Source organism: Rhizobacter sp. P2_D12, assembly GCF_056404395.1.
The window spans coordinates 15,487-38,542 of record NZ_JBFUEB010000064.1; the positions used below are offsets into that span (position 1 = coordinate 15,487).

Annotated in this window: 21 protein-coding genes and 1 tRNA gene; 14 read left to right on the forward strand and 8 right to left on the reverse strand. The window is 69.3% G+C overall.

Annotated features, from left to right (window positions below):
* The first annotated feature begins 23 nt into the window (after nucleotides 1-23).
* From AC1DYN_RS20520 to AC1DYN_RS20530, 3 genes are all read left to right on the forward strand, one after another.
* Entirely contained in the window at nucleotides 24-494 is a 471-nt protein-coding gene (locus tag AC1DYN_RS20520) for a MerR family transcriptional regulator (protein WP_477962953.1), read from the forward strand.
* Nucleotides 495-545: 51 nt separating this feature from the next.
* A tRNA-Pro gene (locus tag AC1DYN_RS20525) sits at nucleotides 546-622 on the forward strand.
* Between the two features lie 117 nt (nucleotides 623-739).
* Complete coding sequence (locus AC1DYN_RS20530) at nucleotides 740-1,642, forward strand: amino acid ABC transporter substrate-binding protein (protein ID WP_477962955.1); 903 nt, start codon at nucleotides 740-742, stop codon at nucleotides 1,640-1,642.
* A 17-nt stretch (nucleotides 1,643-1,659) separates the two neighbouring features.
* Here the strand turns inward: AC1DYN_RS20530 and AC1DYN_RS20535 are convergent, their stop codons facing one another.
* Nucleotides 1,660-2,577: a hypothetical protein gene (locus tag AC1DYN_RS20535; protein ID WP_477962957.1), complete on the reverse strand. Its 918-nt coding sequence runs from the start codon at nucleotides 2,575-2,577 to the stop codon at nucleotides 1,660-1,662.
* A 272-nt stretch (nucleotides 2,578-2,849) separates the two neighbouring features.
* On the opposite strand from AC1DYN_RS20535, the gene AC1DYN_RS20540 reads away from it, so the two are divergent.
* Entirely contained in the window at nucleotides 2,850-3,650 is an 801-nt protein-coding gene (locus tag AC1DYN_RS20540; RefSeq protein WP_477962958.1) for an IclR family transcriptional regulator, read from the forward strand.
* Here the strand turns inward: AC1DYN_RS20540 and AC1DYN_RS20545 are convergent, their stop codons facing one another.
* Complete coding sequence (locus tag AC1DYN_RS20545; protein WP_477962959.1) at nucleotides 3,651-4,910, reverse strand: Zn-dependent hydrolase; 1,260 nt, start codon at nucleotides 4,908-4,910, stop codon at nucleotides 3,651-3,653. It lies immediately after the preceding gene.
* A gap of 259 nt (nucleotides 4,911-5,169) precedes the next feature.
* On the opposite strand from AC1DYN_RS20545, the gene AC1DYN_RS20550 reads away from it, so the two are divergent.
* The 6 genes from AC1DYN_RS20550 to AC1DYN_RS20575 are packed head-to-tail and all read left to right on the forward strand — an operon-like array spanning nucleotide 5,170 to nucleotide 11,863.
* A complete protein-coding gene (locus AC1DYN_RS20550) occupies nucleotides 5,170-6,783 on the forward strand; it encodes an ABC transporter substrate-binding protein (RefSeq protein ID WP_477962974.1) in 1,614 nt (537 codons plus the stop codon).
* 2 nt (nucleotides 6,784-6,785) lie between these two features.
* Nucleotides 6,786-7,739 carry an ABC transporter permease gene (locus AC1DYN_RS20555; RefSeq protein WP_477962960.1) on the forward strand — a complete coding sequence of 318 codons (954 nt, stop codon included), beginning with the start codon at nucleotides 6,786-6,788 and terminating at the stop codon, nucleotides 7,737-7,739.
* A 7-nt stretch (nucleotides 7,740-7,746) separates the two neighbouring features.
* Nucleotides 7,747-8,598: an ABC transporter permease gene (locus AC1DYN_RS20560; protein WP_477962961.1), complete on the forward strand. Its 852-nt coding sequence runs from the start codon at nucleotides 7,747-7,749 to the stop codon at nucleotides 8,596-8,598.
* Nucleotides 8,595-9,623: an ABC transporter ATP-binding protein gene (locus AC1DYN_RS20565; protein WP_477962962.1), complete on the forward strand. Its 1,029-nt coding sequence runs from the start codon at nucleotides 8,595-8,597 to the stop codon at nucleotides 9,621-9,623. Before AC1DYN_RS20560 ends, AC1DYN_RS20565 begins: the two co-directional genes overlap by 4 nt.
* 51 nt (nucleotides 9,624-9,674) lie before the next feature.
* Nucleotides 9,675-10,661 carry an ABC transporter ATP-binding protein gene (locus tag AC1DYN_RS20570; RefSeq protein ID WP_477962975.1) on the forward strand — a complete coding sequence of 329 codons (987 nt, stop codon included), beginning with the start codon at nucleotides 9,675-9,677 and terminating at the stop codon, nucleotides 10,659-10,661.
* Between the two features lie 17 nt (nucleotides 10,662-10,678).
* Complete coding sequence (locus AC1DYN_RS20575; RefSeq protein ID WP_477962963.1) at nucleotides 10,679-11,863, forward strand: amidase; 1,185 nt, start codon at nucleotides 10,679-10,681, stop codon at nucleotides 11,861-11,863.
* On the opposite strand, the gene AC1DYN_RS20580 is transcribed toward AC1DYN_RS20575, so the two are convergent.
* On the reverse strand, nucleotides 11,851-12,360 hold the full coding sequence (locus tag AC1DYN_RS20580) for an ureidoglycolate lyase (protein WP_477962964.1): 510 nt from the start codon (nucleotides 12,358-12,360) through the stop codon (nucleotides 11,851-11,853). The two genes, AC1DYN_RS20575 and AC1DYN_RS20580, sit on opposite strands and share 13 nt — an antisense overlap.
* 41 nt (nucleotides 12,361-12,401) lie before the next feature.
* Nucleotides 12,402-14,561, reverse strand: coding sequence for a sodium-translocating pyrophosphatase (locus AC1DYN_RS20585; RefSeq protein WP_477962965.1), 2,160 nt, complete (start codon nucleotides 14,559-14,561; stop codon nucleotides 12,402-12,404).
* A 210-nt stretch (nucleotides 14,562-14,771) separates the two neighbouring features.
* Between AC1DYN_RS20585 and ppa the strand changes: the two genes are divergently transcribed.
* Together ppa and AC1DYN_RS20595 are read left to right on the forward strand one after the other, a co-directional pair.
* Nucleotides 14,772-15,311 (forward strand): inorganic diphosphatase, encoded by a 540-nt coding sequence (ppa, locus tag AC1DYN_RS20590; protein ID WP_477962966.1) that lies wholly within the window; start codon nucleotides 14,772-14,774, stop codon nucleotides 15,309-15,311.
* Between the two features lie 115 nt (nucleotides 15,312-15,426).
* Complete coding sequence (locus AC1DYN_RS20595; protein ID WP_477962967.1) at nucleotides 15,427-18,156, forward strand: M16 family metallopeptidase; 2,730 nt, start codon at nucleotides 15,427-15,429, stop codon at nucleotides 18,154-18,156.
* Here AC1DYN_RS20595 and AC1DYN_RS20600 read toward each other — a convergent pair whose 3' ends face one another.
* A complete protein-coding gene (locus AC1DYN_RS20600; protein WP_477962968.1) occupies nucleotides 18,157-19,347 on the reverse strand; it encodes a GNAT family N-acetyltransferase in 1,191 nt (396 codons plus the stop codon).
* Between AC1DYN_RS20600 and AC1DYN_RS20605 the strand changes: the two genes are divergently transcribed.
* Both AC1DYN_RS20605 and AC1DYN_RS20610 read left to right on the forward strand, forming a co-directional pair.
* Entirely contained in the window at nucleotides 19,346-21,019 is a 1,674-nt protein-coding gene (locus AC1DYN_RS20605; RefSeq protein ID WP_477962969.1) for an NAD+ synthase, read from the forward strand. The genes AC1DYN_RS20600 and AC1DYN_RS20605 overlap by 2 nt on opposite strands.
* Before the next feature lie 31 nt (nucleotides 21,020-21,050).
* The gene (locus AC1DYN_RS20610) at nucleotides 21,051-21,389 is read left to right on the forward strand and encodes a P-II family nitrogen regulator (RefSeq protein ID WP_477962970.1); all 339 of its coding nucleotides are present in this window, start codon (nucleotides 21,051-21,053) and stop codon (nucleotides 21,387-21,389) included.
* A 55-nt stretch (nucleotides 21,390-21,444) separates the two neighbouring features.
* Here the strand turns inward: AC1DYN_RS20610 and AC1DYN_RS20615 are convergent, their stop codons facing one another.
* The 3 genes from AC1DYN_RS20615 to AC1DYN_RS20625 form a co-directional block, all read right to left on the reverse strand.
* Nucleotides 21,445-22,035 carry an LOG family protein gene (locus tag AC1DYN_RS20615; protein WP_477962971.1) on the reverse strand — a complete coding sequence of 197 codons (591 nt, stop codon included), beginning with the start codon at nucleotides 22,033-22,035 and terminating at the stop codon, nucleotides 21,445-21,447.
* Nucleotides 22,032-22,412: a diacylglycerol kinase gene (locus AC1DYN_RS20620; RefSeq protein ID WP_477962972.1), complete on the reverse strand. Its 381-nt coding sequence runs from the start codon at nucleotides 22,410-22,412 to the stop codon at nucleotides 22,032-22,034. Before AC1DYN_RS20620 ends, AC1DYN_RS20615 begins: the two co-directional genes overlap by 4 nt.
* Nucleotides 22,413-22,453: 41 nt before the next feature.
* Nucleotides 22,454-23,056: RDD family protein (locus AC1DYN_RS20625; protein WP_477962973.1), on the reverse strand; the 603-nt coding region annotated here is incomplete at its 5' end.

Sequence of the window (23,056 nt, forward strand, 5' to 3'; positions counted from 1 at the left end):
CTCTCTCGAACTCCTTGATTTCAATGGAGAAAGCGCTTCCCGCCATCCCTGCCAAACGCTACTTCACCATTGGTGAGGTGAGCGATTTGTGCGGCGTGAAGCCGTACGTGCTGCGCTATTGGGAGCAGGAGTTCACGCAGCTCAAGCCGATGAAGCGCCGCGGCAACCGGCGCTACTACCAGCACCACGAAGTGCTGCTGATCCGGCGCATCCGCGAGCTGCTGTACGAGCAGGGCTTCACGATCAGCGGCGCGCGCAACCGGCTCACCGAGCTGGTCCATTCGCGCTCGGAAGCGCCGGCACCGATGCCGATGCCGGCATCGGCCGAAGACGAAGCCGCGCTGCTGGATGCGATGGGCCCGGATTCCGAGCTGCCGCTAGACGCGCAGCCCGAAGACGCGCCGATCCCGCAGCCGGTGGTCATCGTCGACGAGGTCTCGCTGACGCAGATGCGCGAGGAACTGATCTCGATCCGCCACCTGCTCGTCGCCTGACCGAGCCCCGGAGGAACCCCTGATTTTTCAAGCTATACTGCGCGGCTTAGTCGGGGTGTAGCGCAGCCTGGTAGCGCACTTGCATGGGGTGCAAGGGGTCGCGAGTTCGAATCCCGCCACCCCGACCAAAGAAAAAACCGAGGCCTGGCAGGATCACCTGCCAGGCCTCTTGTTTTTGGCGCGGCTCCTCAACGGATTCCTGGGGAAAACCCTAGAATCTCGCCCTTTTGGGTCGGAGTCCGAAGATGTTTTCCTTTCACCACCGCGTGCTGAGCCTGCTGCTGTTGGCCGGAGCGAGCAGCGGGGCAGTGGCGCAGGCCCGCGCCGACACGATGGCCAGGATCCGCGAGAGCCGCGTCATCACGCTCGGCGTTCGCGAAGCCGCCCGGCCTTTCTCCTACCTGAATGAACAGAAGCAGCCGGTCGGCTACTCGGTGGACCTGTGCCTGAACGCGGTCGAGGAGATCAAGCGCGAACTCAAGCTCAGCGACCTGAAGGTGCAGTACAAGGTCGTCAGCGGGCCCGAGCGCATCCCGAAGCTGCTGAGCGGCGAGATCGACCTCGAATGCGGTTCGACCACCAACACCCGGGCCCGCCAGGAGAAGGTCGACTTCAGCTACACCTTCTTCGTTGCATCGATGCGCCTGCTGACGCCGAAGAACGTGCAGGTCGATTCGGTCAAGGACCTGAACGGCCTCGCCGTCGCGCTCAGCAAGGGCACGACCTCGGAGAAGCTGTTCAACCAGCTGGCCAACGGCGAGCTGCATGCGCAGCTGCAGACCTTCACCAGCAACACCGAGGCCTACAAGGCGCTGAAGGAAGGCCGCGTGCGCGCCTTCCCGCAGGACGATTCGCTGCTGCTGGGTCTCGCGTCGAACGACAAGGCGCTCGACACGCTGCAGCTGAGCAACCTGGCGCTGTCGGTCGAGCCCTATGCGGTGATGGCGCGCAAGGGCGACACCGCCTTGCTCGCCGCGGTCGACCGCAGCCTGGCGCAGCTCTACGCCAGCGGCGGCGTCAACGCGCTGTACAACAAGTGGTTCACGACCGACGCGTTGACGATCAAGATGAGCCGCCTGACGCGCGACAGCTTCGTCCGCCCCAACAAGGAGGCGGGCGTGGCGATGCTGCTGGGCTTCTCGATCTGATGCGGTGACCTGCGCGGTCAGCGGTGCACCGAACTGGCCGACGACGCCGGCGGCGACGGCGGGGTGGGCTTCACCGGCTTGACCAGCGCCGTGGCCAGCCATGTACCGGTGTCGTCGGTGGCCGGGCCGGCGAGGGTGCCGGACAAACTGCCGTCGGCTGCCAGCGTGCCGGTGCCGGTGAGGACCGTGTCGCCGGCAGCGAGCTTCAGCGTCACGCTGCCGTCGGCGGCCTGCGTGCCGGTCACGTCGTAGACCGTCCTGCCACCGTGCTTGCCGCCCCGTCCGCCCAGGCCGATGCTGCTGGCGTCGCCGCCGGCAGCAACCACCTGGTCGCGATAGCTGGTGACCAGCGCGCTGGTGTCGGCCTGCAACTGCTCGGTGCGGGCCTTCACCGCGTCGAAGAAGGTCTTCAAGGCGGCGCGTTGCGCCTCGTTCAGGCGGTGGCCGGCGTTCGGCGTGGCGGCTTGTTCGAGCGCGGCCTTCAGCGCCTCCTTCAGCGCATCGATGTCGGCCTTGTAGCTCGTCCTCAGGGTGTCCAGTGCGGCGGCGAAAGCCTGCTGCAGCGCGATCACGGCATCGCTGGGCGTTGTCGTGAGCTTGCCGCCGATGAGCTTGCCGGTGAGCGCGATCGTCCCGTCGTCCTGCGCCACGCTGGCCAGCACCAGGGTGCCGTCGAGGGCCTGGCCGGCATCGGTGCCGGCCTCGACTTTGGCGGCGAAGGTGTACAGCGCGGCCTCCACGTGGCTGCCGCCGCTGCGGGTGCCGTCGCTGGTGATGGTGTTCACCGACAGGCCGGCCGCCGTGTCGGTGATGGCAACCGATGCTGCGGCCGATTCAGGGTCGCTGCTCTTGTCCGAGCCGCCGCAGCCGAACAGCATGGCGCTGGCCAGGGCCAGGGCGGCCCACTTGAAAGCGAATGGGGATCCCGACTTCATGGGTGACAACTCCTCTGATTGCGTTGTGGGTGGGAGGGCGCTGCATCGAGCGGCGCGCCTGGCTGTACAGCTGGCGCAATGTAGGGTGGCGAGGCCGCGCTGTCGTGGCTTCGTAAGCCGCTTCGGCAGGCACTTACCAAATGCGGGGGAAGTCGAAGAACCGCTTACGTCCGGCATGCAACGCACACGACTGTGTCGTCGCGGTCATGATCGGATGATCGAAAGTCGATCACCTAGAATCGATCATCGATACTTTGCCGAGGTTCAGCCGCATGGGCACGAGCAGGAAGACGATTCCCGAGCCGCAGCCGGCCGATGCGCTCTACAACGTGTCGCTCGACAAGGGCCTGCAGGTGCTGCGTGCGTTCGATGCTGCGCATCGCACGATGACGCTGGTCGAACTGGCCGAACTCACCGGCATGAGCAAGGGCTCGGTGCAACGCACCGTGCACACGCTGCAGGTGCTGGGCTACATCGGCAAGCACCCGCAGACGCGCCGCTTCCAGCTGCTGCCGCGGGTCATCGAGATCGGGTTCAACTACCTCGCCGCGCATCCGCTGATCCGCGCGGCCCATCCCTACCTGTCGCAGCTGGCCAATGCCAGCGGCGAGACGGCCAGCCTCACCGAGGCGGTGGACCAGGAGATGGTCTACGTGGCCCAACTGCTGGCACCCAAGTTCATCCCGGTGCTCACGCCGGTGGGCATGCGCATCCCGATGTACTGCACGAGCTCCGGCCGGGCCTACCTGAGCCTGTTGCCGCCGGCGCAGGCGCGTGCGCTGCTGGAGGCTTCCGTGCGCGAGCGACGCACGCCGGCGACGCTGACCGAGGTCGACGCGATCATGAAGCGCGTGGCACTGTGCCGCAAGGTGGGCTACGCGACCAATTGCGAGGAGCTGTTCCTCGGCGACATGGGCCTCGCGGCCGCGGTGGTGGACAGTGCGGGCCGGCCCGTGGGCGCCGTGCACGTGTCTCCGCCCACCAGCCGATGGACGATGGACGAGGCACAGAAGAAGCTGGCGCCGATGGTCATCGAATGCGCGCGCGCGATCTCGCTCGCGATGACCCACTGATCAGGACGCCGTCTCGAGCATCGCGCGCAGCAGCACGTTGGCGCCTGCCGCGATGTGCTCGGGCAGTGCGTCCTCGATCTCGTTGTGGCTGATGCCGTCCTTGCAGGGCACGAAGATCATGCCGGTGGGGGCCACCCGGGCCACGTAGACGGCGTCGTGGCCGGCGCCGCTGACGATGTCCATGCAGGGCAGGCCGAGCGCCTCGGCGGCCCGGCGCACGCTGGCCACGCAGGCCGCGTCGAACGCGCAGGGGTCGAACTTCACCACCTGGGCGATCGCCACCTGCAACCGGCCCGCGTCGGCGATGGCGGCGAACTCCTGCCGCATCGCGGCGTCCATGCGGTCCAGGCCGGCCTGCTCCGCATGGCGGAAGTCCACCGAGAAGCGCACCTCGCCGGGCACGACGTTGCGTGAATTGGGCTTCACCTGCACGAAGCCCACCGTGCCGCGGCCGTCCGGCGCTTCGGACAGCGCGATGCGGTTGACCGCCTCGACCATGCGCGCCGTGCCCAGCATCGCATCGCGGCGCAGGCCCATCGGCGTCGGGCCTGCATGGGCGTCCATGCCGGTCACGGTCACGTCGTACCACTGCTGGCCGAGTGCGCCGCGCACCACGCCGATCGGCAGGTCCTGCGCCTCGAGCACCGGCCCCTGTTCGATGTGCGCCTCGAAGTAGGCCGCGAACATGCCGCCGGGCACCTCGCCGCAGGGCTGGGTGCCGCGGTAGCCGATGCGTTCGAGTTCGTCACCCACGGCCAGCCCGGCCAGGTCCTTCTCGCCGAGGATGCGCGCGGCTTCGAACACGCCGGCAAACGCGCCCGAACCCATCATCACCGGCGTGAAGCGGGTGCCTTCCTCGTTGGTCCAGAACGCGACCTCGATCGGTGCGCGCGTGCGGATGCCGTGGTCGTTCAGGGTGCGCACCACTTCGAGGCCCGCGAGCACGCCGAAGTTGCCATCGAACTTGCCGCCCGAGGGCTGCGTGTCGATGTGGCTGCCCGTGGCCACCGCGCGCGCGGCCGGGTCGGTGCCGGCGCGCCGAGCGAACACGTTGCCCACCTCGTCGATGCGCACCGCCATGCCGGCCTCGTGGAACCAGCGCAGCACCAGGTCGCGGCCCCGGCGGTCTTCGTCGGTCAGCGCGATGCGGCACACGCCGCCCTTGGGTGTCGCGCCGATGCACGCCAGGTCCATCAGCGATTGCCACAGGCGCGCTCCATCGACCTGGAGCGCAGCGGGTGAGGGAAGGGTGTCGTTCACGGCGTGGGTGTGGAAAGGAAAGGGGTTGGAAGGCCGATGGCGGCCAGCAAGTTGCGAGCCAATGATATGGACAAACCATCATCTGGTATCGAAAAAGAATCCAGACATATCGACTATCGATACATGCAATGCATTTGGCACAGCGCTTGCATATCCGCTGTCGAGCCCCGAATCCTTCAACCCCTACCCGGATGGTGACCCGATGAGCCCGAACCCGTTGTTGCCTTCGCGCCTGCGCACTCGCCTGGTCGTGCCCGCGATGGCCTTGTCGCTGCTGTGCGGTGCAGCCGCGATGGCGCAAGAGAAGGTGCTGCGCATCGCGATGACGGCCGCCGACATCCCGCGCACGCTGGGGCAGCCCGACCAGGGCTTCGAAGGCAACCGCTTCACCGGCATTCCCATCTACGACTCGCTGACGCAATGGGACCTGTCGAAGGCCGACGCGCCGAGCGTGCTGGTCCCGGGGCTGGCCACGTCCTGGGCGGTCGATGCCAAGGACAAGACGAAGTGGGTCTTCAAGCTGCGCCCCGGCGTCAAGTTCCATGACGGCTCGGCGTTCAATGCCGATGCGGTGGTGTGGAACGTCAACAAGGTGCTCGACAAGTCGGCGCCGCAGTTCGACGCCAGCCAGGTCGGCGTCACCGCCTCGCGCATGCCCACGCTGCGCAGCGCGAGGAAGATCGACGAGCTGACGGTCGAACTGACCACCAGCGAGCCCGATTCCTTCCTGCCGATCAACCTGACCAACCTCTTCATGGCCTCGCCCGCGCACTGGGATGCCAAGCTCAAGGCGGTGCCTGCCGCCACCACCGATGCCGCCGAGCGCGCCAAGCAGGCCTGGACCGCCTTCGCCGCCGATCCGTCGGGCTCCGGCCCGTTCAAGGTCACGCGCTTCGTCTCGCGCGAGCGGCTGGAGCTGGCGGCGAACAAGGCCTACTGGGATCCCAAGCGCACGCCGAAGATCGACAAGGTGGTGCTGATCCCGATGCCGGAGGCGAATGCGCGCACCGCCGCGCTGCTCGGCGGCCAGGTCGACTGGATCGAAGCGCCGTCGCCCGATGCGATGCCGCAGATCCAGCAGCGCGGCTTCAAGATCTATTCGAACGCGCAGCCGCACGTTTGGCCGTGGCAGCTGTCGTTCGCCGAAGGCTCGCCCTGGCTCGACAAGCGCGTGCGCCAGGCCGCCAACCTGTGCGTCGATCGGGGCGGCCTCAAGCAGCTGCTGGGCGGCATGATGGCCGAGCCCAAGGGCACGGTGCCGCCGGGCCACCCGTGGTGGGGCAACCCGAAGTTCGACATCCGCTACGACGTCAAGGCAGGCCAGGCCTTGATGGCGCAGGCCGGCCACTCGGCCGCCAAGCCGCTGAAGGTGAAGGTGCAGATCTCGGCCTCGGGCTCGGGCCAGATGCAGCCGTTGCCGATGAACGAGTTCGTGCAGCAGTCGCTGAAGGCCTGCTACTTCGACGTGCAGTTCGACGTGATCGAGTGGAACACGCTGTTCACCAACTGGCGCAAGGGCGCGAAGGACCCGTCGGCCAACGGCGCCAACGCCGTCAACGTGAGCTTCGCGGCGATGGACCCGTTCTTCGCGATGGTGCGCTTCGTCAGCACCAAGACCTTCCCGCCGGTGTCCAACAACTGGGGCTACTACGGCAATGCCGAGGTCGACAAGCTGGTGGCCGATGCGCGCACCTCGTTCGACGACACGGCGCGCAATGCGGCGCTCGCCAGGCTGCACGCCTACATCGTCGATGACGCACCCTTCGTCTGGATCGCGCACGACGTCGGCCCGCGTGCGATGTCGCCCAAGGTGAAGAACGTCGTGCAGCCGAGGAGCTGGTTCATCGACATCGCGACGATGACGATGGACTGAGCATGCTCGCCTACCTGGCCCGGCGCATCGTCTATGCGCTGCCCATCATGCTCGGCGTCGCGCTCGTGTGCTTTGCGCTGGTGCACCTGGCGCCGGGCGATCCGCTGGTGTCCATCCTGCCGCCCGATGCGTCGGCCGAGCTGCAGGCGCAGCTGCGACAGCTGTACGGTTTCGACCGCAGCTACCCCGAGCAGTTCGTCGCGTGGCTGTGGCGGGCCCTGCACGGCGACCTGGGCGTGTCGATCGCGACCAACCGGCCGGTGGTCGGCGAGGTGCTCAAGGCCGTGGTCAACACGCTGCGGCTGGCGGTGGTGGCCACGCTGATCGGTTTCGCGCTGGGCTGCCTGTTCGGCTTCGTCGCGGGCTACTTCCGCCGCTCGTTCATCGACCGGCTGGCATCGATGCTGTCGGTGCTGGGCGTCAGCGTGCCGCACTACTGGCTGGGCATGGTGATGGTGATCGTGTTCTCATCGCAGCTGATGTGGCTGCCCGCCACCGGCGCCGGGCCCGGCGGCTCCGACGAATGGGCCTGGGACGGGGCGCACCTGCAGTACATGCTGCTGCCGGCGCTGACGATGTCGGTGATCCCGATGGGCATCATCGCGCGCACGGTGCGGGCGCTGGTCTCGGAGCTGCTCGACCAGGAGTTCGTCGTCGGGCTGCACGCCAAGGGCCTGACGCGCCTGGGCATCTTCCGGCACGTGGTGAAGAACGCCGCACCCACCGCGCTGGCGGTGATGGGCCTGCAGCTGGGCTACCTGCTCGGCGGCTCGATCCTGATCGAGACGGTGTTCTCCTGGCCGGGCACCGGCTTCCTGCTGAACTCCGCCATCTTCCAGCGCGACCTGCCGCTGCTGCAGGGCACGATCCTGGTGCTGGCGATGTTCTTCGTGCTGCTGAACCTGCTGGTCGACGTGCTGCAGACGCTGCTCGATCCGCGCATCGCGCGGGCGTGAGGGCAGGATGACGGCGACCTCACGCGGCTACTGGACCTCGGTCGGCCACCGCTTCCTGCGGGACCCGGTGGCCCTGGGCGCCGCCCTCGTCGTGCTGCTGCTGATCGGGCTGGCGCTGTTCGGGCCCTGGCTGGCGCCGGCCGATCCGTACCAGGCGGCCATGCTCAAGCGGCTCAAGCCCATCGGCACGCCAGGGCTGGCGCTGGGCAGCGACGAGCTCGGGCGCGACATGCTGTCGCGCCTGATCGTCGGCGCGCGGCTGTCGCTCTTCATGGGCATCACGCCGGTGCTGTGCGCCTTCCTGTTCGGCGCGGCCATCGGCATCGTCGCGGGCTACGCGGGCGGCTTCGTCAACACCGCGATCATGCGCACCGTCGACGTGTTCTATGCCTTCCCGTCGGTGCTGCTGGCGATCGCGCTGTCGGGCACGCTGGGCGCGGGCGTCTTCAATTCGCTGGTGTCGCTGACGATCGTGTTCATCCCGCAGATCGCGCGCGTCGCCGAAAGCGTCACGACGCAGGTGCGCGGGCGCGACTACGTCGAGGCGGCGCGGGCCTCGGGCGCCGGCGCCTTCACGATCGTGCGCGTGCACGTGCTGGGCAACGTGCTGGGGCCGATCTTCGTCTACGCGACCAGCCTGATCGCGGTGTCGATGATCCTGGCCTCGGGCCTGTCCTTCCTCGGCCTGGGAGTGAAGCCGCCCGAGCCCGAGTGGGGCCTGATGCTCAACACGCTGCGCACCGCCATCTACGTGCAGCCCTGGGTGGCCGCCTTGCCGGGCGCGATGATCTTCGTCACGTCGATCACCTTCAACCTGCTTTCCGACGGCCTGCGCTCGGCGATGGACAACAAGGGATGACGACAAGTCCTGTGCACGACGATGTCGGCGGCCCGGCGCAGCCGCTGCTGACCATCCGCGGCCTGCAGAAGCACTACCCGCTGGCCCAGGGCCTGTTCGGTCGCGGCGGCGGCAGCGTGCGTGCCGTCGATGGCGTCGACTTCGAGGTGCGCAAGGGCGAGACGCTCGGCGTGGTGGGCGAATCGGGCTGCGGCAAGTCGACCACCGCGCGGCTGCTGATGCAGCTGATCCGGCCGACCGCCGGCGAGGTGGTGTTCGACGGCCGCACCGTGGGCGGCCGCGAGCTGCCGCTGAAGGATTTCCACCGCCAGGTCCAGATGGTGTTCCAGGACAGCTACGCCTCGCTCAATCCGCGGCTGACGATCGAGGACTCGATCGCCTTCGGGCCCCAGGTGCACGGCACCGGCCGCCGGCAGGCGGTGCAGCGCGCCCGCGACCTGCTGGCCCGCGTCGGGCTGGAGCCGCAGCGCTTCGCCGAACGCTACCCGCACGAGCTGTCGGGCGGGCAGCGGCAACGGGTCAACATCGCCCGCGCGCTCGCGCTGCAGCCGCGGCTGCTGATCCTCGATGAGGCGGTGTCGGCGCTCGACAAGTCGGTCGAAGCACAGGTCATCAACCTGCTGCTCGACCTGAAGGCCGAGTTCGGCCTCACCTACGTCTTCATCAGCCACGACCTGCAGGTGGTGCGCTACCTGAGCGATCGCGTGATGGTGATGTACCTGGGCCGCGTGGCCGAGCTCGGGCCGTCGGAGTCGCTCTACGCCGGGCCGCTGCACCCCTACACGCGGGCGCTGCTGTCGTCGATGCCGTCGATGGACCCGGACCGCCGCACCGAGAAGGCGCTGCTGGCGGGCGACCCGCCGAATCCGATCGACCCGCCGGCCGGCTGCCGCTTCCATCCGCGCTGCCCGGATGCCGCGCCGGTGTGCAGCCAGCGCGCGCCCGTGCTGGCCGGGCGGCGCGGCTCCCACACCGTGGCCTGCCTGATGCACGAGCCGGGCAGCGGTCACCCGGCGGCAACCTAGGGGCGATCGATGGAGCACCCGACGATGGAAGACCCGGCGATGGAAGACCCGATGGTGGAACTGCGGGACCTGAGCGTCGTGTTCTCCGGCGCCCGTGCGCCGGTGCAGGCCGTCAGCGGCGTCAGCCTGCAGGTGCAGCGCGGGCAGGTGCTGGCGCTGATCGGCGAATCGGGCTCGGGCAAGAGCGTCACGCTGCGCACGCTGCTGCGCCTGCATCCCGAGCGGCGCACCCGCATCGGCGGCAGCGTGAGGGTGGCGGGCCGCGATGTGCTGGCGATGTCGGCCGGGGAGCTGGCGGCGTTTCGCGGCAAGGTCGCGTCGATGATCTTCCAGGAGCCGCTGCTCGCGCTCGACCCGGTGTATCCGGTCGGCGCGCAGATCGTCGAAGCGATCCGCCGGCACGAGAAGGTGTCGGCGGCGGTGGCGAAACAGCGCGCGCTGGCGCTCTTCGAACAGGTGCGCATCCCGAGCCCCGAGCGCCGGCTGGCGGCGTACCCGCACGAGATGTCGGGCGGCATGCGCCAGCGCGCGATGATTGCGCTGGCCCTGGCCTGCCGGCCGCAGCTGCTGCTGGCCGACGAGCCCACCACCGCGCTGGATGCCACGGTGCAGATCCAGATCCTGTTGCTGCTGCGCGAACTGCAGCGCGAGCTCGGCCTGTCGGTGATCTTCGTCACCCACGACATCGGCGCGGCGGTCGAGGTGGCCGATCGCATCGCGGTGATGTATGCCGGCCGCATCGTCGAGGAGGGCAGTGCCCGCGAGCTGATCCGATCGCCGCGCCATCCCTACACCATCGCCTTGCTGACCAGCCGCGCCCACGGCGCGCTGACGCGCGGCACCCGGCTCGAGACCATCGGCGGCGCGCCGCCCGACCTGTCGGCATTGCCGCCGGGTTGTGCCTTTGCCGAGCGCTGCAGGCTCGCGGCGACCGAATGCCGCGGCGTCCAACCCGGGCCGGTGGTGCTGTCGCCGGGCCACCAGGCGCGCTGCCTGCGCACCGATGCCGCGGCCGGCCTGGTGCCCGTGCTGCCTTGAACCTCCCGGGAGACACGATGCCCTTGCATGACCCTGTCCACGCCTTCGTTCCCTACCCGGATGCGCCGGTGCCCCACGCACCCACCGGCCCGCTGTCGGGCCTGGGCTTCGCCGTCAAGGACCTGTTCGACGTCGCCGGCTACCCGACCGGCGGCGGCAACCCGTTCGTGCTCGCGATGTCGGGCATCAAGCAGCAGACCGCGCCGACAGTGCAGCGGCTGCTCGATGCCGGGGCGCGCTTCATCGGCAAGACGGTGACCGATGAACTCGCGTTCTCGATGAACGGCGACAACGCGCACTTCGGCGCGCCGATCAACAGCGCGGCGCCGCTGCGCATCTGCGGGGGATCATCGTCGGGCTCGGCCTCCGCGGTGGCCGCGGGCCTGTGCGACTTCGCGCTCGGCACCGACACCGGCGGCTCGGTGCGGGCACCGGCCAGCCATTGCGGCCTCTACGGCCTGCGGCCGACGCATGGCCGGGTGAGCCTGCAGCGCACGCTCGATCTCGCGCCCAGCCTCGACACCTGCGGCTGGTTCGCGCGCGAGGTGCAGACCTTTGCCCGCGTGGCCGACGTGCTGCTCGGGGCGGATGCGGCGGCGATCGGCCGCAGCGTGCGCCTGCTGTGGCCTCAGGACCTCTGGGCCCTGGCCGAACCCGCGGCCGTGCAGGCGCTGCGGCCTGCCGCCGAACGCCTGCAGGCGCTGGCCGGGCCGGCGGCGCAGCTCAGCGTCGCGCTCGAGTCCTTCGACGCGATGTACTGGCATCTGCGCCACCTGCAGGGCCGCGAGGCCTGGCAGACGGACGGGCCGCTGATCGAGCGCTTTGCGCCGCCACTGGGGCCGGGCGTGGCCGAGCGCTTTGCGTGGTCACGCGGCGTGACCGACGACCAGGTGGTGCAGGCGCATGCGTTCCGTGGGCGCTTTCGCACGCACCTGGGCGAACTGCTCGGCAGCGACGGCGTCCTGGTGATGCCGACCATGCCCGACATCGCACCGCTGCGCGCCGCCGGGGAGGCCGCCCTGGAGGACTACCGCAACCTCGCGATTCGCCTGCTGTGCCTGGCCGGGCTGAGCGGGTTCCCGCAGCTGTCGATGCCGCTGGCCCGTCGCGACGGCGCCCCGCTGGGGTTGTCGCTGCTGGGGCCGGCAGGCAGCGACCGCCGCCTGGTCGCGTTGGCCGAGCGGCTGGCTCACCAGGCCTGATCGACGCGGGCCGGCCGGGCCAGCCGGTGCACGTCGCAATCGACCTGCGGCGCGGTCCGTTCGATCACCACGAAGTCACCGGCATCGATGGCCAGCAGCGCGTGGTGCCAGGTGCCCGGCGCGAGCGTCACGCCCTGTTCGCCGTCCGTGACGAAGGCGGCCAGGTCCGGTGCCTCGGGCACCGCATCGGCGGCGGCCACCACGATCACGAAGCGGCGCGCACCGAGCGGCACGAAGCTCTGGCTGCCGAGCGCGTGGCGCTCCATCTCGTCGACACCGTGCGGGAAGCGCCGGGCCGCGGCGCTGAAGATCGCCAGCGTCGGCCGCCCACCCTGCAACTGGAGCTGCAGGTCGTCGACCAGGTCGAAGCGCTGCGAGGTGCCGCCGTTGATGGGCCGGCCCGTGCCGCCGGGGGCTTGCAGCACGGTGCCGTAAGGCGCGAAGGCCGCGGAGGTCAGCGGCTGCGGGATGAGCTGGCGGGGCGGCGGCAGGTTCATGGGCAGATTCTGCCCGCCGCCGCACGGCTTCCGTCGTCAACTCATTGGCTGGCGGTCGACGCAGCCGGCGTCGCCGCCACCGGTGCACTCGCCGACATCTCGGTCGGCGCGCCGTGCTGCTCCATCGCCTTGGCCGTCGACGATGCCATGCCGCCCGGCAGCAGTGGCACGATCAGCAGCGCGACGATGTTGATGATCTTGATCAGCGGGTTCACTGCCGGGCCGGCCGTGTCCTTGTAGGGGTCGCCGACGGTGTCGCCGGTGACGGCCGCCTTGTGCGCTTCCGAGCCCTTGCCGCCGTGGTGGCCGTCCTCGATGTACTTCTTCGCGTTGTCCCAGGCGCCGCCGCCGGTGCACATCGAGATCGCGACGAACAGGCCGGTGACGATGGTGCCCATCAGCAGGCCGCCGAGCGCGGCCGGGCCGAGCAGCAGCCCGACCGCGATCGGCACGATCACCGGCAGCAGGCTCGGGATGATCATCTCCTTGATCGCCGCGGTGGTCAGCATGTCGACGGCCTTGCCATATTCGGGCTTGCCGCTGCCGTCCATGATGCCCTTGATGTCGCGGAACTGGCGGCGCACCTCCTCGACGACGGCGCCGGCCGCGCGGCCCACGGCCTCCATCGCCATCGCACCGAACAGGTAGGGGATCAGCCCGCCGATGAACAGCCCGACGATCACGCGCGGCTCCGACAGGTCGAAGCTGACCGTCATGCCGCGTGCCGTCAGCGCGTGCGTGTAGTCGGCGAACAGCACCAGCGCCGCCAGCCCCGCCGAGCCGATCGCATAGCCCTTGGTGACGGCCTTGGTCGTGTTGCCGACGGCGTCCAGCGGGTCGGTGATGTCGCGCACGCTGTCGGGCAGGCCGGCCATCTCGGCGATGCCGCCGGCGTTGTCGGTGATCGGCCCGTAGGCGTCGAGCGCGACGATGATGCCGGCCATGCTGAGCATCGAGGTCGCGGCGATCGCGATGCCGTACAGCCCGGCGAGCTGGTACGACACCAGGATCGCGATGCACACGAAGATCACCGGCCAGGCGGTGGAGCGCATCGAGACGCCCAGGCCCGCGATGATGTTGGTGCCGTGCCCGGTGGTCGAGGCCTGCGCGACGTGCTGCACCGGCTTGTAGTCGGTGCCGGTGTAGTACTCGGTGATCCACACCATCGCGGCCGTCAGCACCAGCCCGACGGCGCAGGCGCCGAACAGCCGCAGCTGCGTGCTCGCGCCGAGCGCGTCGTCGGGCATCGCGTACTTGGTGATGAAGTAGAAGCCGACCAGCGAGATCACGCCGGCCACGACCAGGCCCTTGTAGAGCGCCGGCATCACGTTCTTCATGCCGGGCGTCGCCTTCACGACGCTGCAGCCGATGATGGACGCGATGATCGAGAAGCCGCCCAGCACCAGCGGGTAGATGACGGCCTGCATCGGCGCCTGGGCCACCACCAGCGCCCCGAGCGCCATGGTCGCGATCAACGTGACCGCGTAGGTCTCGAACAGGTCGGCGGCCATGCCGGCGCAATCGCCGACGTTGTCGCCCACGTTGTCGGCGATCACCGCCGGGTTGCGCGGGTCGTCTTCCGGGATGCCGGCCTCGACCTTGCCCACCAGGTCGGCACCGACGTCGGCGCCCTTGGTGAAGATGCCGCCGCCCAGCCGCGCGAAGATCGAGATCAGCGACGCGCCGAACGCGAAGCCGAGCAGCGGCTTCAGCACCGCCGACAGGTCTTGCGGCGACGCGGTGGCGTTGCCGGTGATGAACAGGAAGAAGAGCGTCACGCCCAGCAGGCCGAGGCCGACCACCAGCATGCCGGTGATCGCGCCGCCCTTGAAGGCGACGTCCAGCGCCGGGGCCATGCCTTGCGTCGCCGCCTGGGCGGTGCGCACGTTGGCCTTGACCGACACGTTCATGCCGATGAAGCCGCAGGCGCCCGACAGCACCGCGCCGAGCACGAAGCCGACGGCCGTCGTGAGCGGCAGGAAGATCGCGATCAGGATCGCGAGCACCACGCCCACGATGGCGATGGTCTTGTATTGACGGGCCAGGTAGGCGGCAGCGCCTTGCTGGATCGCCGCCGCAATCTCCTGCATGCGGGGATTGCCCGCGTCGCGGCTCAGGATCCAGCTTCGCTGTATGAAGCCGTACACCACTGCGGCGATACCGCAGGCCAGCGCGAAGTACAGCGCCAAGTTCGTGGACATCAGGTCTCCTTCCTCGTTCGTTCGTGGATGATCGGAATCGAGAGTCGTGCCCGACTGCACAGGGCTGGGAGCCCTGACGGGTCTGCGGCGCATGCTACGGGATGACCCGCCTTGAAGGCAACGAAAGCCTGCATGGTGTTTTCCAGCGGAAGCCCCGGCGGCTAAAATCCGGGTTATCCCTTGCGATCTTTGCCATTTCACGAGACCTCCATGAGCCTGCACAAAGTCACCCCCGGCGCCAAGGCGCCCGAGCAGTTCAACGTGATCATCGAGATCCCGATGAACGCCGACCCGATCAAGTACGAGGTCGACAAGGAAAGCGGCGCGCTGTTCGTCGACCGCTTCATGACCACGGCGATGCACTACCCCTGCAACTACGGCTACGTGCCGCAGACGCTGTCCGACGACGGCGACCCGGTCGACGTGCTGGTGATCACGCCGTTCCCGCTGTCCCCGGGCGTGGTCGTCACCTGCCGCCCGATCGGCGTGCTGAAGATGGAAGACGAGGCCGGCGGCGACAGCAAGCTGCTCGCGGTGCCGATCGACAAGGTGCTGCCGATCTACACCCACTGGCAGAAGCCCGAAGACATCAACCAGATGCGCCTGAAGGCGATCCAGCACTTCTTCGAGCACTACAAGGACCTGGAAGCCGGCAAGTGGGTCAAGGTGACCGGCTGGGAAGGCCCGGAATCGGCCAAGGCCGAGATCAGCAGCGGCCTGGCCGCCTACCAGAAGGCTGCCAAGGCCTGAGGTCACACGGTGACATGAATCGAGAAGGGGAGCCGCGGGCTCCCCCTTTTCATGGCGGAACCTCGGCGCGAAGGGCCGCTCTACACTGCGCCCTTCGCTTCCATGAGCCGCGCCCATGCTGCATCGCTTCCTGCCCGCCGTCTTCCTCGTCACCGGCGCGCTGCTGGCCCAGACGGCCTCGGCGCAAGCCCAGGCCCCGGTTCGCACCGGCATCACGCGGGTGCAGTCGGTCGAGGGTATCGACGAGTACCGGCTCGCCAACGGCCTGCAGCTGCTGCTGATCCCCGATGACTCCAAGCCGACGACGACGGTCAACATGACCTACCACGTCGGCTCGCGCATGGAGAACTACGGCGAGACCGGCATGGCCCACCTGCTCGAGCACCTGATGTTCAAGGGCTCGCCGAAGCATCCGACGGTGTGGTCCGAGTTCACGAAGCGCGGGCTCGCGGCCAATGGCAGCACCTGGTTCGACCGCACCAACTACTTCGCAAGCTTCTCGGCCAACGACGACAACCTGCGCTGGTACCTCGGCTGGCAGGCCGATGCGATGGTCAACAGCTTCATCGCGCGGCGCGACCTCGACACCGAGATGACGGTGGTGCGCAACGAGATGGAGATGGGCGAGAACAGCCCCGACCGCATCCTGCTCGAGCGCACCGTCGCGACGATGTACGAGTGGCACAACTACGGCAAGGAGGCCATCGGTGCGCGCGCCGACGTCGAGAACGTCGACATCCCGCGCCTGCAGGCCTTCTACCGCCAGTACTACCAGCCCGACAACGCGACGCTGATCGTGTCCGGCAAGTTCGAGCCCGCCAAGGTGCTGGGCTGGGTCGGCGAAGCCTTCGGCAGGTTGCGCAAGCCGGCGCGCAAGCTGCCGGTGCAGTACACGCTGGACCCGGTGCAGGATGGCGAGCGCAGCGTCACGCTGCGCCGCAGCGGCGGCGTGCCGCTGCTGTTCGCCGGCTACCACGTGCCGCCGGCGGCGCATCCGGACTACCCGGCCGTCGAGGTGCTCGACCTGGTGATGGGCGACACGCCCTCGGGGCGCCTGCACAAGCGGTTGACCGAGAAGCAGCTGGCCGCCAGCACCTTCGCGTTCGCGCAGGGCCTGGCCGAGCCGGGCTTCACGCTGTTCGGCGCCCAGCTGGCGCCGGGGCAGAGCGTCGAGAAGGCGCGCGACGCCTTGCTCGCGACGGTCGAGTCGACGGCCGCCGAACCCATCACCGACGAGGAGTTCAAGCGCGCCCAGGGCAAGTGGCTGAAGGCCTGGGAGCAGGCCTTCACGAACCCGGAGACGGTGGGCGTCTCGCTGAGCGAATCGGTGGCGCAGGGCGACTGGCGCCTGTTCTTCCTGCAGCGAGACCGCGTGAGGGCACTGACGCGGGCCGACGTGCAGCGCGTCGCCGACCAGCGGCTGATCATCTCCAACCGCACGCTGGGCACCTACCTGCCGACCGACAAGCCGGTGCGCGCGCCGGTGCCGGCCAAGGTCGACGTCGCGGCGCAGATCAAGGAGTTCAAGCCGCAGCAGGCGCAGGCCGCCGTCGAGGCCTTCGACAGCTCGCCGGCCAACATCGACCGGCGCACGCAGCGCTTCGAGGTCGGCGGCATCAAGGTGGCCGTGCTGCCCAAGGGCGCGCGCGGCGGCACGGTGCATGCATCGCTGGTGCTGCACTACGGTACCGAGAAGACGCTGTTCGGCCTGAACGACGTGCCCGACATCACCGCGGCGTTGCTCGACAAGGGCACGAAGACGATGACGCGCCAGCAGGTGCAGGACCGCCTGGACGAGCTGAAGACGGAGATGGGCATCAGCAGCAGCCCGGGGCGCATCGGCATCGGCCTGCTGTCGCGGCGCGAGACGCTGCCGCAGGCGATCGCGTTGGTGGGCGACCTGCTGCGCAATGCGACGCTGCCGGCCGATGCGCTGGACGAGCTGAAGCGCCAGGCGCTGGCGAGCATCGAGCAGCAGAGCAAGGAGCCGGAGAGCGTGGTCGACAACGCGCTCGGCCGCGCCGGCAACCCGTATCCGCGCGGCGACGTGCGCTACGTGCGCAGCTTCGACGAACAGGCGCAGGACGTCGCGTCGATCGGCGCCGAGCAGCTGCGCGCCTTCCACCAGCGCTTCTACGGCGCGTCGAATGCCGAGTTCGGCGCGGCGGGCGACGTCGACGTGCCGGCGCTGCGCGCGGCGCTGCAGGCGGCGTTCGGCGACTGGAAGAGCCCCGAACCCTATGCCCGGGTGCCGCAGCCGCTGGTGCCGGTCGCGCCGCAGCGCTTGCTGCTCGCGACGCCCGACAAGCAGAACGCGACGATGCTGGTGCACCTGGGCGTGCCGCTGCAGGACAGCGATGCCGACTACCCGGCCTTGATGATGGCCAACCACCTGCTGGGCGCCGGCGGCAGCTCGCGACTGTGGCGGCGCATCCGCGAGGCCGAGGGGCTGTCGTACGACGTGCGCAGCAGCATCAGCTGGAGCAACCAGGAGCCGCATTCCGAATGGCAGGCCAGTGCGATCTTCGCGCCGCAGAACCAGGCCAAGGTCGAGGCCGCCTTCAAGGAGGAAGTGGCGCGCGCGCTGAAGGACGGCTTCACCGCGCAGGAACTGGCCGAAGGCCAGCGCGGGCTGCTGGCCTACCGGCGCCTGTCGCGGGCGCAGGATGGCAACCTGTCGCAGGCGCTGTCCAGCAACCTGGAACTCGGGCGGACCTTCGCGGTGTCGGCGCGCGTCGACGATGCGCTGTCGAAGTTGACGTTGGAGCAGGTGAACGCGGCGCTGCGCACCTACGTCAGGCCGGACGGCTTCGTCAGCGGCTTCGCCGGCGACTTCAAACCTTGATCACGGCGCCTGCTTGAACGGCAGGCGCTCGTTCAGCTCGTCCATGTAGCTCTCGACGGCCGAGCCCTCGCGCGCCAGGAAGTCGCCGACCGCCTCGGCGAACTGCGGATGGGCCAGCCAGTGCGCCGACCAGGTCTGCACCGGCAGCAGGCCGCGCGCCATCTTGTGCTCGCCCTGCGCGCCGCCCTCGAAACGCTGGAAGCCGTGCGCGATGCACCAGGCGAGCGGCTGGTAGTAGCAGGCCTCGAAGTGCAGGCAGGAGACATGCTCGGTGGCGCCCCAGTAGCGGCCGTAGGCGGCACCGCGTTCGGCATCGACGCCGATCAGCGAGACCGCGATGCGCCGGCCTTCCTTCCAGGCGACGAACAGCACCCAGTTCTGCGGCATCGACCGTGCCATGCGCGCGAAGAAGTCGCGCGTCAGGTAGGGCGACGAATGGTGGGCGCGGTAGGTGCGCACGTAGCAGCGGTAGAAGAAGTCCCACAGGTCTTCGTCGATCCCGGGACCGGAGTGGGTCGTGAACGTGACGCCGGCCTCGGCGACGCGGCGCCGTTCCTGCTGGATCTTCTTGCGCTTCTCGCGCTGCAGGCCGGCCAGGAAGTCGGCGAAGTCGGCATACGGCTGCGGCTCGCGGTTGATCCAGTGGAATTGCACCGTGCTGCGCATCATCCAGCCGACGTCGCGCGCGGCCTGCTGGTCGCGCTCGTCGAGGAACAGCACGTGGGCCGACGACAGCTTCGCGTCGTCCGCGATGCGCATCATGGCCGACAGCAGTGCGCGGCGCGATCCGTCGTCGCGCGCCATCAGCCGCGGCCCCGGCACCGGCGTGAACGGCACCGCGCACAGCAGCTTCGGGTAGTAGCGCAGGCCATGGCGCTGGTAGGCGTCGGCCCAGGCCCAGTCGAAGACGTACTCGCCGTACGAGTGCTCCTTCAGGTACAGCGGGCAGGCGGCCGCGAGCGTGCCGCCGTCCTCGATCAGCAGGAACTGCGGCAGCCAGCCGGTGTCGGCCACCGCGCTCGCGGAGTCGTGCAGGGCGGCGAGGTACTCGTGGCGCATGAAGGGCGCGGCCGAGGCCTGTTCGTCGAGCAGGGCATTCCACTGCGCGGCGTCGATCTCGCCGGGATGGCCGGCGACCCGGATGACATAATCTTTCGAGCTCTTTTCCACAGGCAGATCGCTGGATTCCATGGCATCAAACAAGAGGGTTCGCGTCGCGCTGGCGCAGATCAACGCGACGGTCGGCGACCTCGCCGGCAACGCGCGCAAGATCGTCGAATTCGCGCAGCGTGCGCACGCCCAAGGTGCGCGCGTGGTGCTGACGCCGGAGTTGAGCCTGTGCGGCTACCCCCCCGAAGACCTGCTGCTGCGTCCGGCCTTCATGCAGGCCTGCGCCCAGGCCCTGGCCGAATGCGCGCAGGCGCTGGCGCCGCTCGAAGGACTGCATGTGGTGGTCGGGCATCCGCATCAATGGGGTGAGCACGGCGATGTTAGGTCGAAGTCGCATGCCGTGCAGCAGCGCTGCAACGCGGCCTCGGTGCTGGCGGGGGGACGCGTCGTCGCCACCTATTGCAAGCGCGAACTGCCGAACTACCAGGTGTTCGACGAGCGGCGCTACTTCGCCTCCGGCCGCGACGCCGGGCTCGGGCCGGTGGTGTTCGAGGTCGACGGTTTGCGCTTCGGGCTCAACATCTGCGAGGACGCCTGGTTCGAGGAACCGGCGCGCCTGGCGCAGGCGGCCGGCGCCGACGTGCTGTGCGTGCTGAATGCCTCGCCCTTCCACCTGGGCAAGCTCGAAGAGCGCGAGCAGCGCATGGCTGCCCTCGTGCAGGCCACCGGCATGCCGCTGCTGTATTCGCACCTGAGCGGCGGGCAGGACGAGGTGGTGTTCGACGGCGCGTCGTTCGCGCTCGACGCGCAGGGCAGGGTGGTGGCGCGGGCGCCGCTGTTCCAGGAAGACCTGGCGCTGGTCGACTTCGACGCCGGCGTGCCGTCGGGCACCGTCGCCGCGGTGCCGTCGCTCGAGGCCCAGGCCTGGGCGGCCCTCGTCACCGGCGTGCGCGACTATGTCGGCAAGAACGGCTTCCCGGGCGTGCTGATCGGGCTGAGCGGCGGCATCGACTCGGCGCTGGTGCTGGCGGTGGCCGTCGACGCGCTCGGCGCCGACAAGGTGCGCGCGGTGATGATGCCCTCGCCCTACACCGCCGACATCTCGTGGATCGATGCGCGCGACATGGCCGAGCGGCTGTCGGTGCGTTACGACGAGATCTCGATCGTGCCGATGTTCGAGGCCTTCCGCGCCAGCCTGGCCACCGAGTTCGCCGGGCGGCCCGAGGACGCGACCGAGGAGAACATCCAGGCGCGGGTGCGCGGCACGCTGCTGATGGCCTTGTCCAACAAGTTCGGCAGCATCGTGCTGACCACCGGCAACAAGAGCGAGATGGCGACCGGCTACTGCACGCTGTACGGCGACATGGCCGGCGGCTTCGCGGTGATCAAGGACGTCGCGAAGACCCTGGTCTACCGGCTCGCGAACTGGAAGAACGCGCAGGGCCGCGAGGTGATCCCCCAGCGAATCATCACGCGGCCGCCCTCGGCCGAGCTGCGCCCCGACCAGAAGGACCAGGACAGCCTCCCGCCCTACGAGGTGCTCGACGCGATCCTGCAGCGCTACATGGAGGACGACCAGGGCATCGACCAGATCGTCGCGGCCGGCTTCAGCCCGGCCGACGTCGAGCGCGTCACGCGGCTGATCAAGGTCAACGAGTACAAGCGCCGCCAGGCCCCGGTGGGCATCCGAATCACCCACCGCGCCTTCGGACGCGATTGGCGATACCCCATCACATCGAGGTTCCGCGCTTAAACTACATCGATCCCATCCTCCGGAGACCGCCATGAAACAGATCACCGCGATCGTGAAGCCGTTCAAGCTCGAGGAAGTGCGCGAGGCGCTGGCCGACGTCGGCGTGACCGGGCTGACCGTCACCGAGGTCAAGGGCTTCGGGCGCCAGAAGGGCCACACCGAGCTGTACCGCGGCGCCGAGTACGTCGTCGACTTCCTGCCCAAGGTCAAGGTCGAGGTGGTGGTGAAGGATGGCGACGTCGACCGCTGCATCGACGCCATCGTCAAGGCCGCCAAGACCGGCAAGATCGGCGACGGCAAGATCTTCGTGACGGGCGTCGAGCAGGTGGTGCGCATCCGCACCGGCGAGACGGACGAAGCGGCGGTCTGATCCCCCGCTGCACCAAGACAGGGCCCGCCGAGCGCGGGCCTTCTTCATCGTGGCGTCAGATCGCGGTGAAATCGTCCGCCTGGTGGGCGCCGCCGGCCAGCGTGGCCAGGCCGGACAGCAGTGCGGCGGCGTCGTCCGACACCTGCAGCAGGTCCATCTGCGCCGTCGACAGGAAGCCGCGCTGCACGGTCTTGCCCAGGAAGGCGAGCAGGTCGTCGTAGTAGCCGGCGGTGTTGAGCAGGCCGATCGGCTGGTCGTGGTAGCCGAGCTGGCGCCAGGTCCAGACCTCGAACAGCTCCTCGAAGGTGCCGATGCCGCCGGGCAGCGCGACGAAGGCGTTGGCGCGCTCGGCCATCATCCGCTTGCGTTCGTGCATCGTGTCGACCACGTGCAGCTCGGTGAGCCCGGTGTGTCCGAGTTCGCGCGACATCAGCGCGTGCGGGATCACGCCGACCGCGCTGCCGCCGGCGGCGAGCGTCGCGTCGGCCACGATGCCCATCAGCCCGGCGCGCCCGCCGCCGTAGACCAGCCGCCAGCCGTTGCGGCCGATCAGCGTGCCGACCTGGCGTGCAGCGGCCTCGAACGCGGGATCGTCGCCGACGCGCGATCCGCAATAGACGCACAGCGAGAACGGCGCGGTCGTCATGGCATGAAGCGGTGCCACAGCGCCGCCAGCCAGATGCCGCCGCACAGCATCAGCGACAGGAAGACGGCCGCGCTGGCCAGGTCCTTGGCGCGCTTGGAGAGGTCGTGCAACTCGAACGAGACCCGGTCGACGACCGCCTCGATGCCGGAATTGAGCAGCTCGACGATCAGCACCAGCAGCACCGAGCCGGCCAGCAGCGCGGTTTCGACCCAGCCGCGGCCCAGCCACAGCGCGGCGGGCAGCAGGAACACCGCGAGCCAGGTTTCCTGGCGGAAGGCGCTTTCGCCGCGGTAGGCCGTCTTCAGGCCTTCGATGGAGTAACCGGTGGCGCGGATCACGCGTTCCAGGCCGGTGCGTCCCTTGTACGGATTTGTCATGGGGCGCGATTGTGCCCTGAGCCGATGACGGATTGCCGCGCTCAGGCCGCTCGCTTGCCCTCGGGCGCAGGGGCGTCGACGAGGCGCGTGCCGCACAGCGCGTCGTGCCAGAACTGGCGCTGCGGGTGCAGCAGCGCGAGCAGCGCCCAGGCGACGATGCCGACGCCGATCGCGGCGAACATCTCCCTGCCGCCCCAGCCGTTCAGGCGCGCCAGCGCCCAGGCGGGGGCGATCCAGGCCCAGGCGGCGAAGTAGCGCGCCAGCGCGTGCCACTGCGTCAGCGGCAGGCCGGCAGCGGTGACCACGCGGATGCGCCAGGTCTGCATCGGCAGCGTCTGGCCGCGCCGCGACCAGAACCAGGTGAAGTAGACGCCGTAGATCACGAATGCGATGTAGCGCAACTCGACCCCATGCTCACGCCCGGTGATGGCGACGAAGAGCGCGCCGATCGCGCCCGGGATCAGGCCGATGCCGAACAGGATCAGCGCCTCGTAGACGAAGCAGGCCATGCGCCGCTTCAGGCTGGGCGTGGCGGGCAGGGCGCCGGCCGGCGCCGTCGCGGCCGTCATCGGCGTTGCGTGGCGGCTGGCGCGGAGGCGGCTGCGGCGGAGCGGGTCGCCGCGGCCTGCGGGCCGCGCTTGGGC

Bases quoted from the DNA above. Each gene is read 5' to 3' on its own strand.
- AC1DYN_RS20520 (WP_477962953.1), top strand. From the start codon at position 24: ATGGAGAAAGCGCTTCCCGCCATCCCTGCCAAACGCTACTTCACCATT.
- AC1DYN_RS20530 (WP_477962955.1), top strand. From the start codon at position 740: ATGTTTTCCTTTCACCACCGCGTGCTGAGCCTGCTGCTGTTGGCCGGA.
- AC1DYN_RS20535 (WP_477962957.1), bottom strand. From the start codon at position 2,577: ATGAAGTCGGGATCCCCATTCGCTTTCAAGTGGGCCGCCCTGGCCCTG.
- AC1DYN_RS20540 (WP_477962958.1), top strand. From the start codon at position 2,850: ATGGGCACGAGCAGGAAGACGATTCCCGAGCCGCAGCCGGCCGATGCG.
- AC1DYN_RS20550 (WP_477962974.1), top strand. From the start codon at position 5,170: ATGGCCTTGTCGCTGCTGTGCGGTGCAGCCGCGATGGCGCAAGAGAAG.
- AC1DYN_RS20555 (WP_477962960.1), top strand. From the start codon at position 6,786: ATGCTCGCCTACCTGGCCCGGCGCATCGTCTATGCGCTGCCCATCATG.
- AC1DYN_RS20560 (WP_477962961.1), top strand. From the start codon at position 7,747: ATGACGGCGACCTCACGCGGCTACTGGACCTCGGTCGGCCACCGCTTC.
- AC1DYN_RS20565 (WP_477962962.1), top strand. From the start codon at position 8,595: ATGACGACAAGTCCTGTGCACGACGATGTCGGCGGCCCGGCGCAGCCG.
- AC1DYN_RS20570 (WP_477962975.1), top strand. From the start codon at position 9,675: ATGGTGGAACTGCGGGACCTGAGCGTCGTGTTCTCCGGCGCCCGTGCG.
- AC1DYN_RS20575 (WP_477962963.1), top strand. From the start codon at position 10,679: ATGCCCTTGCATGACCCTGTCCACGCCTTCGTTCCCTACCCGGATGCG.
- AC1DYN_RS20580 (WP_477962964.1), bottom strand. From the start codon at position 12,360: ATGAACCTGCCGCCGCCCCGCCAGCTCATCCCGCAGCCGCTGACCTCC.
- AC1DYN_RS20585 (WP_477962965.1), bottom strand. From the start codon at position 14,561: ATGTCCACGAACTTGGCGCTGTACTTCGCGCTGGCCTGCGGTATCGCC.
- ppa (WP_477962966.1), top strand. From the start codon at position 14,772: ATGAGCCTGCACAAAGTCACCCCCGGCGCCAAGGCGCCCGAGCAGTTC.
- AC1DYN_RS20595 (WP_477962967.1), top strand. From the start codon at position 15,427: ATGCTGCATCGCTTCCTGCCCGCCGTCTTCCTCGTCACCGGCGCGCTG.
- AC1DYN_RS20605 (WP_477962969.1), top strand. From the start codon at position 19,346: ATGGCATCAAACAAGAGGGTTCGCGTCGCGCTGGCGCAGATCAACGCG.
- AC1DYN_RS20600 (WP_477962968.1), bottom strand. From the start codon at position 19,347: ATGGAATCCAGCGATCTGCCTGTGGAAAAGAGCTCGAAAGATTATGTC.
- AC1DYN_RS20610 (WP_477962970.1), top strand. From the start codon at position 21,051: ATGAAACAGATCACCGCGATCGTGAAGCCGTTCAAGCTCGAGGAAGTG.
- AC1DYN_RS20615 (WP_477962971.1), bottom strand. From the start codon at position 22,035: ATGACGACCGCGCCGTTCTCGCTGTGCGTCTATTGCGGATCGCGCGTC.
- AC1DYN_RS20620 (WP_477962972.1), bottom strand. From the start codon at position 22,412: ATGACAAATCCGTACAAGGGACGCACCGGCCTGGAACGCGTGATCCGC.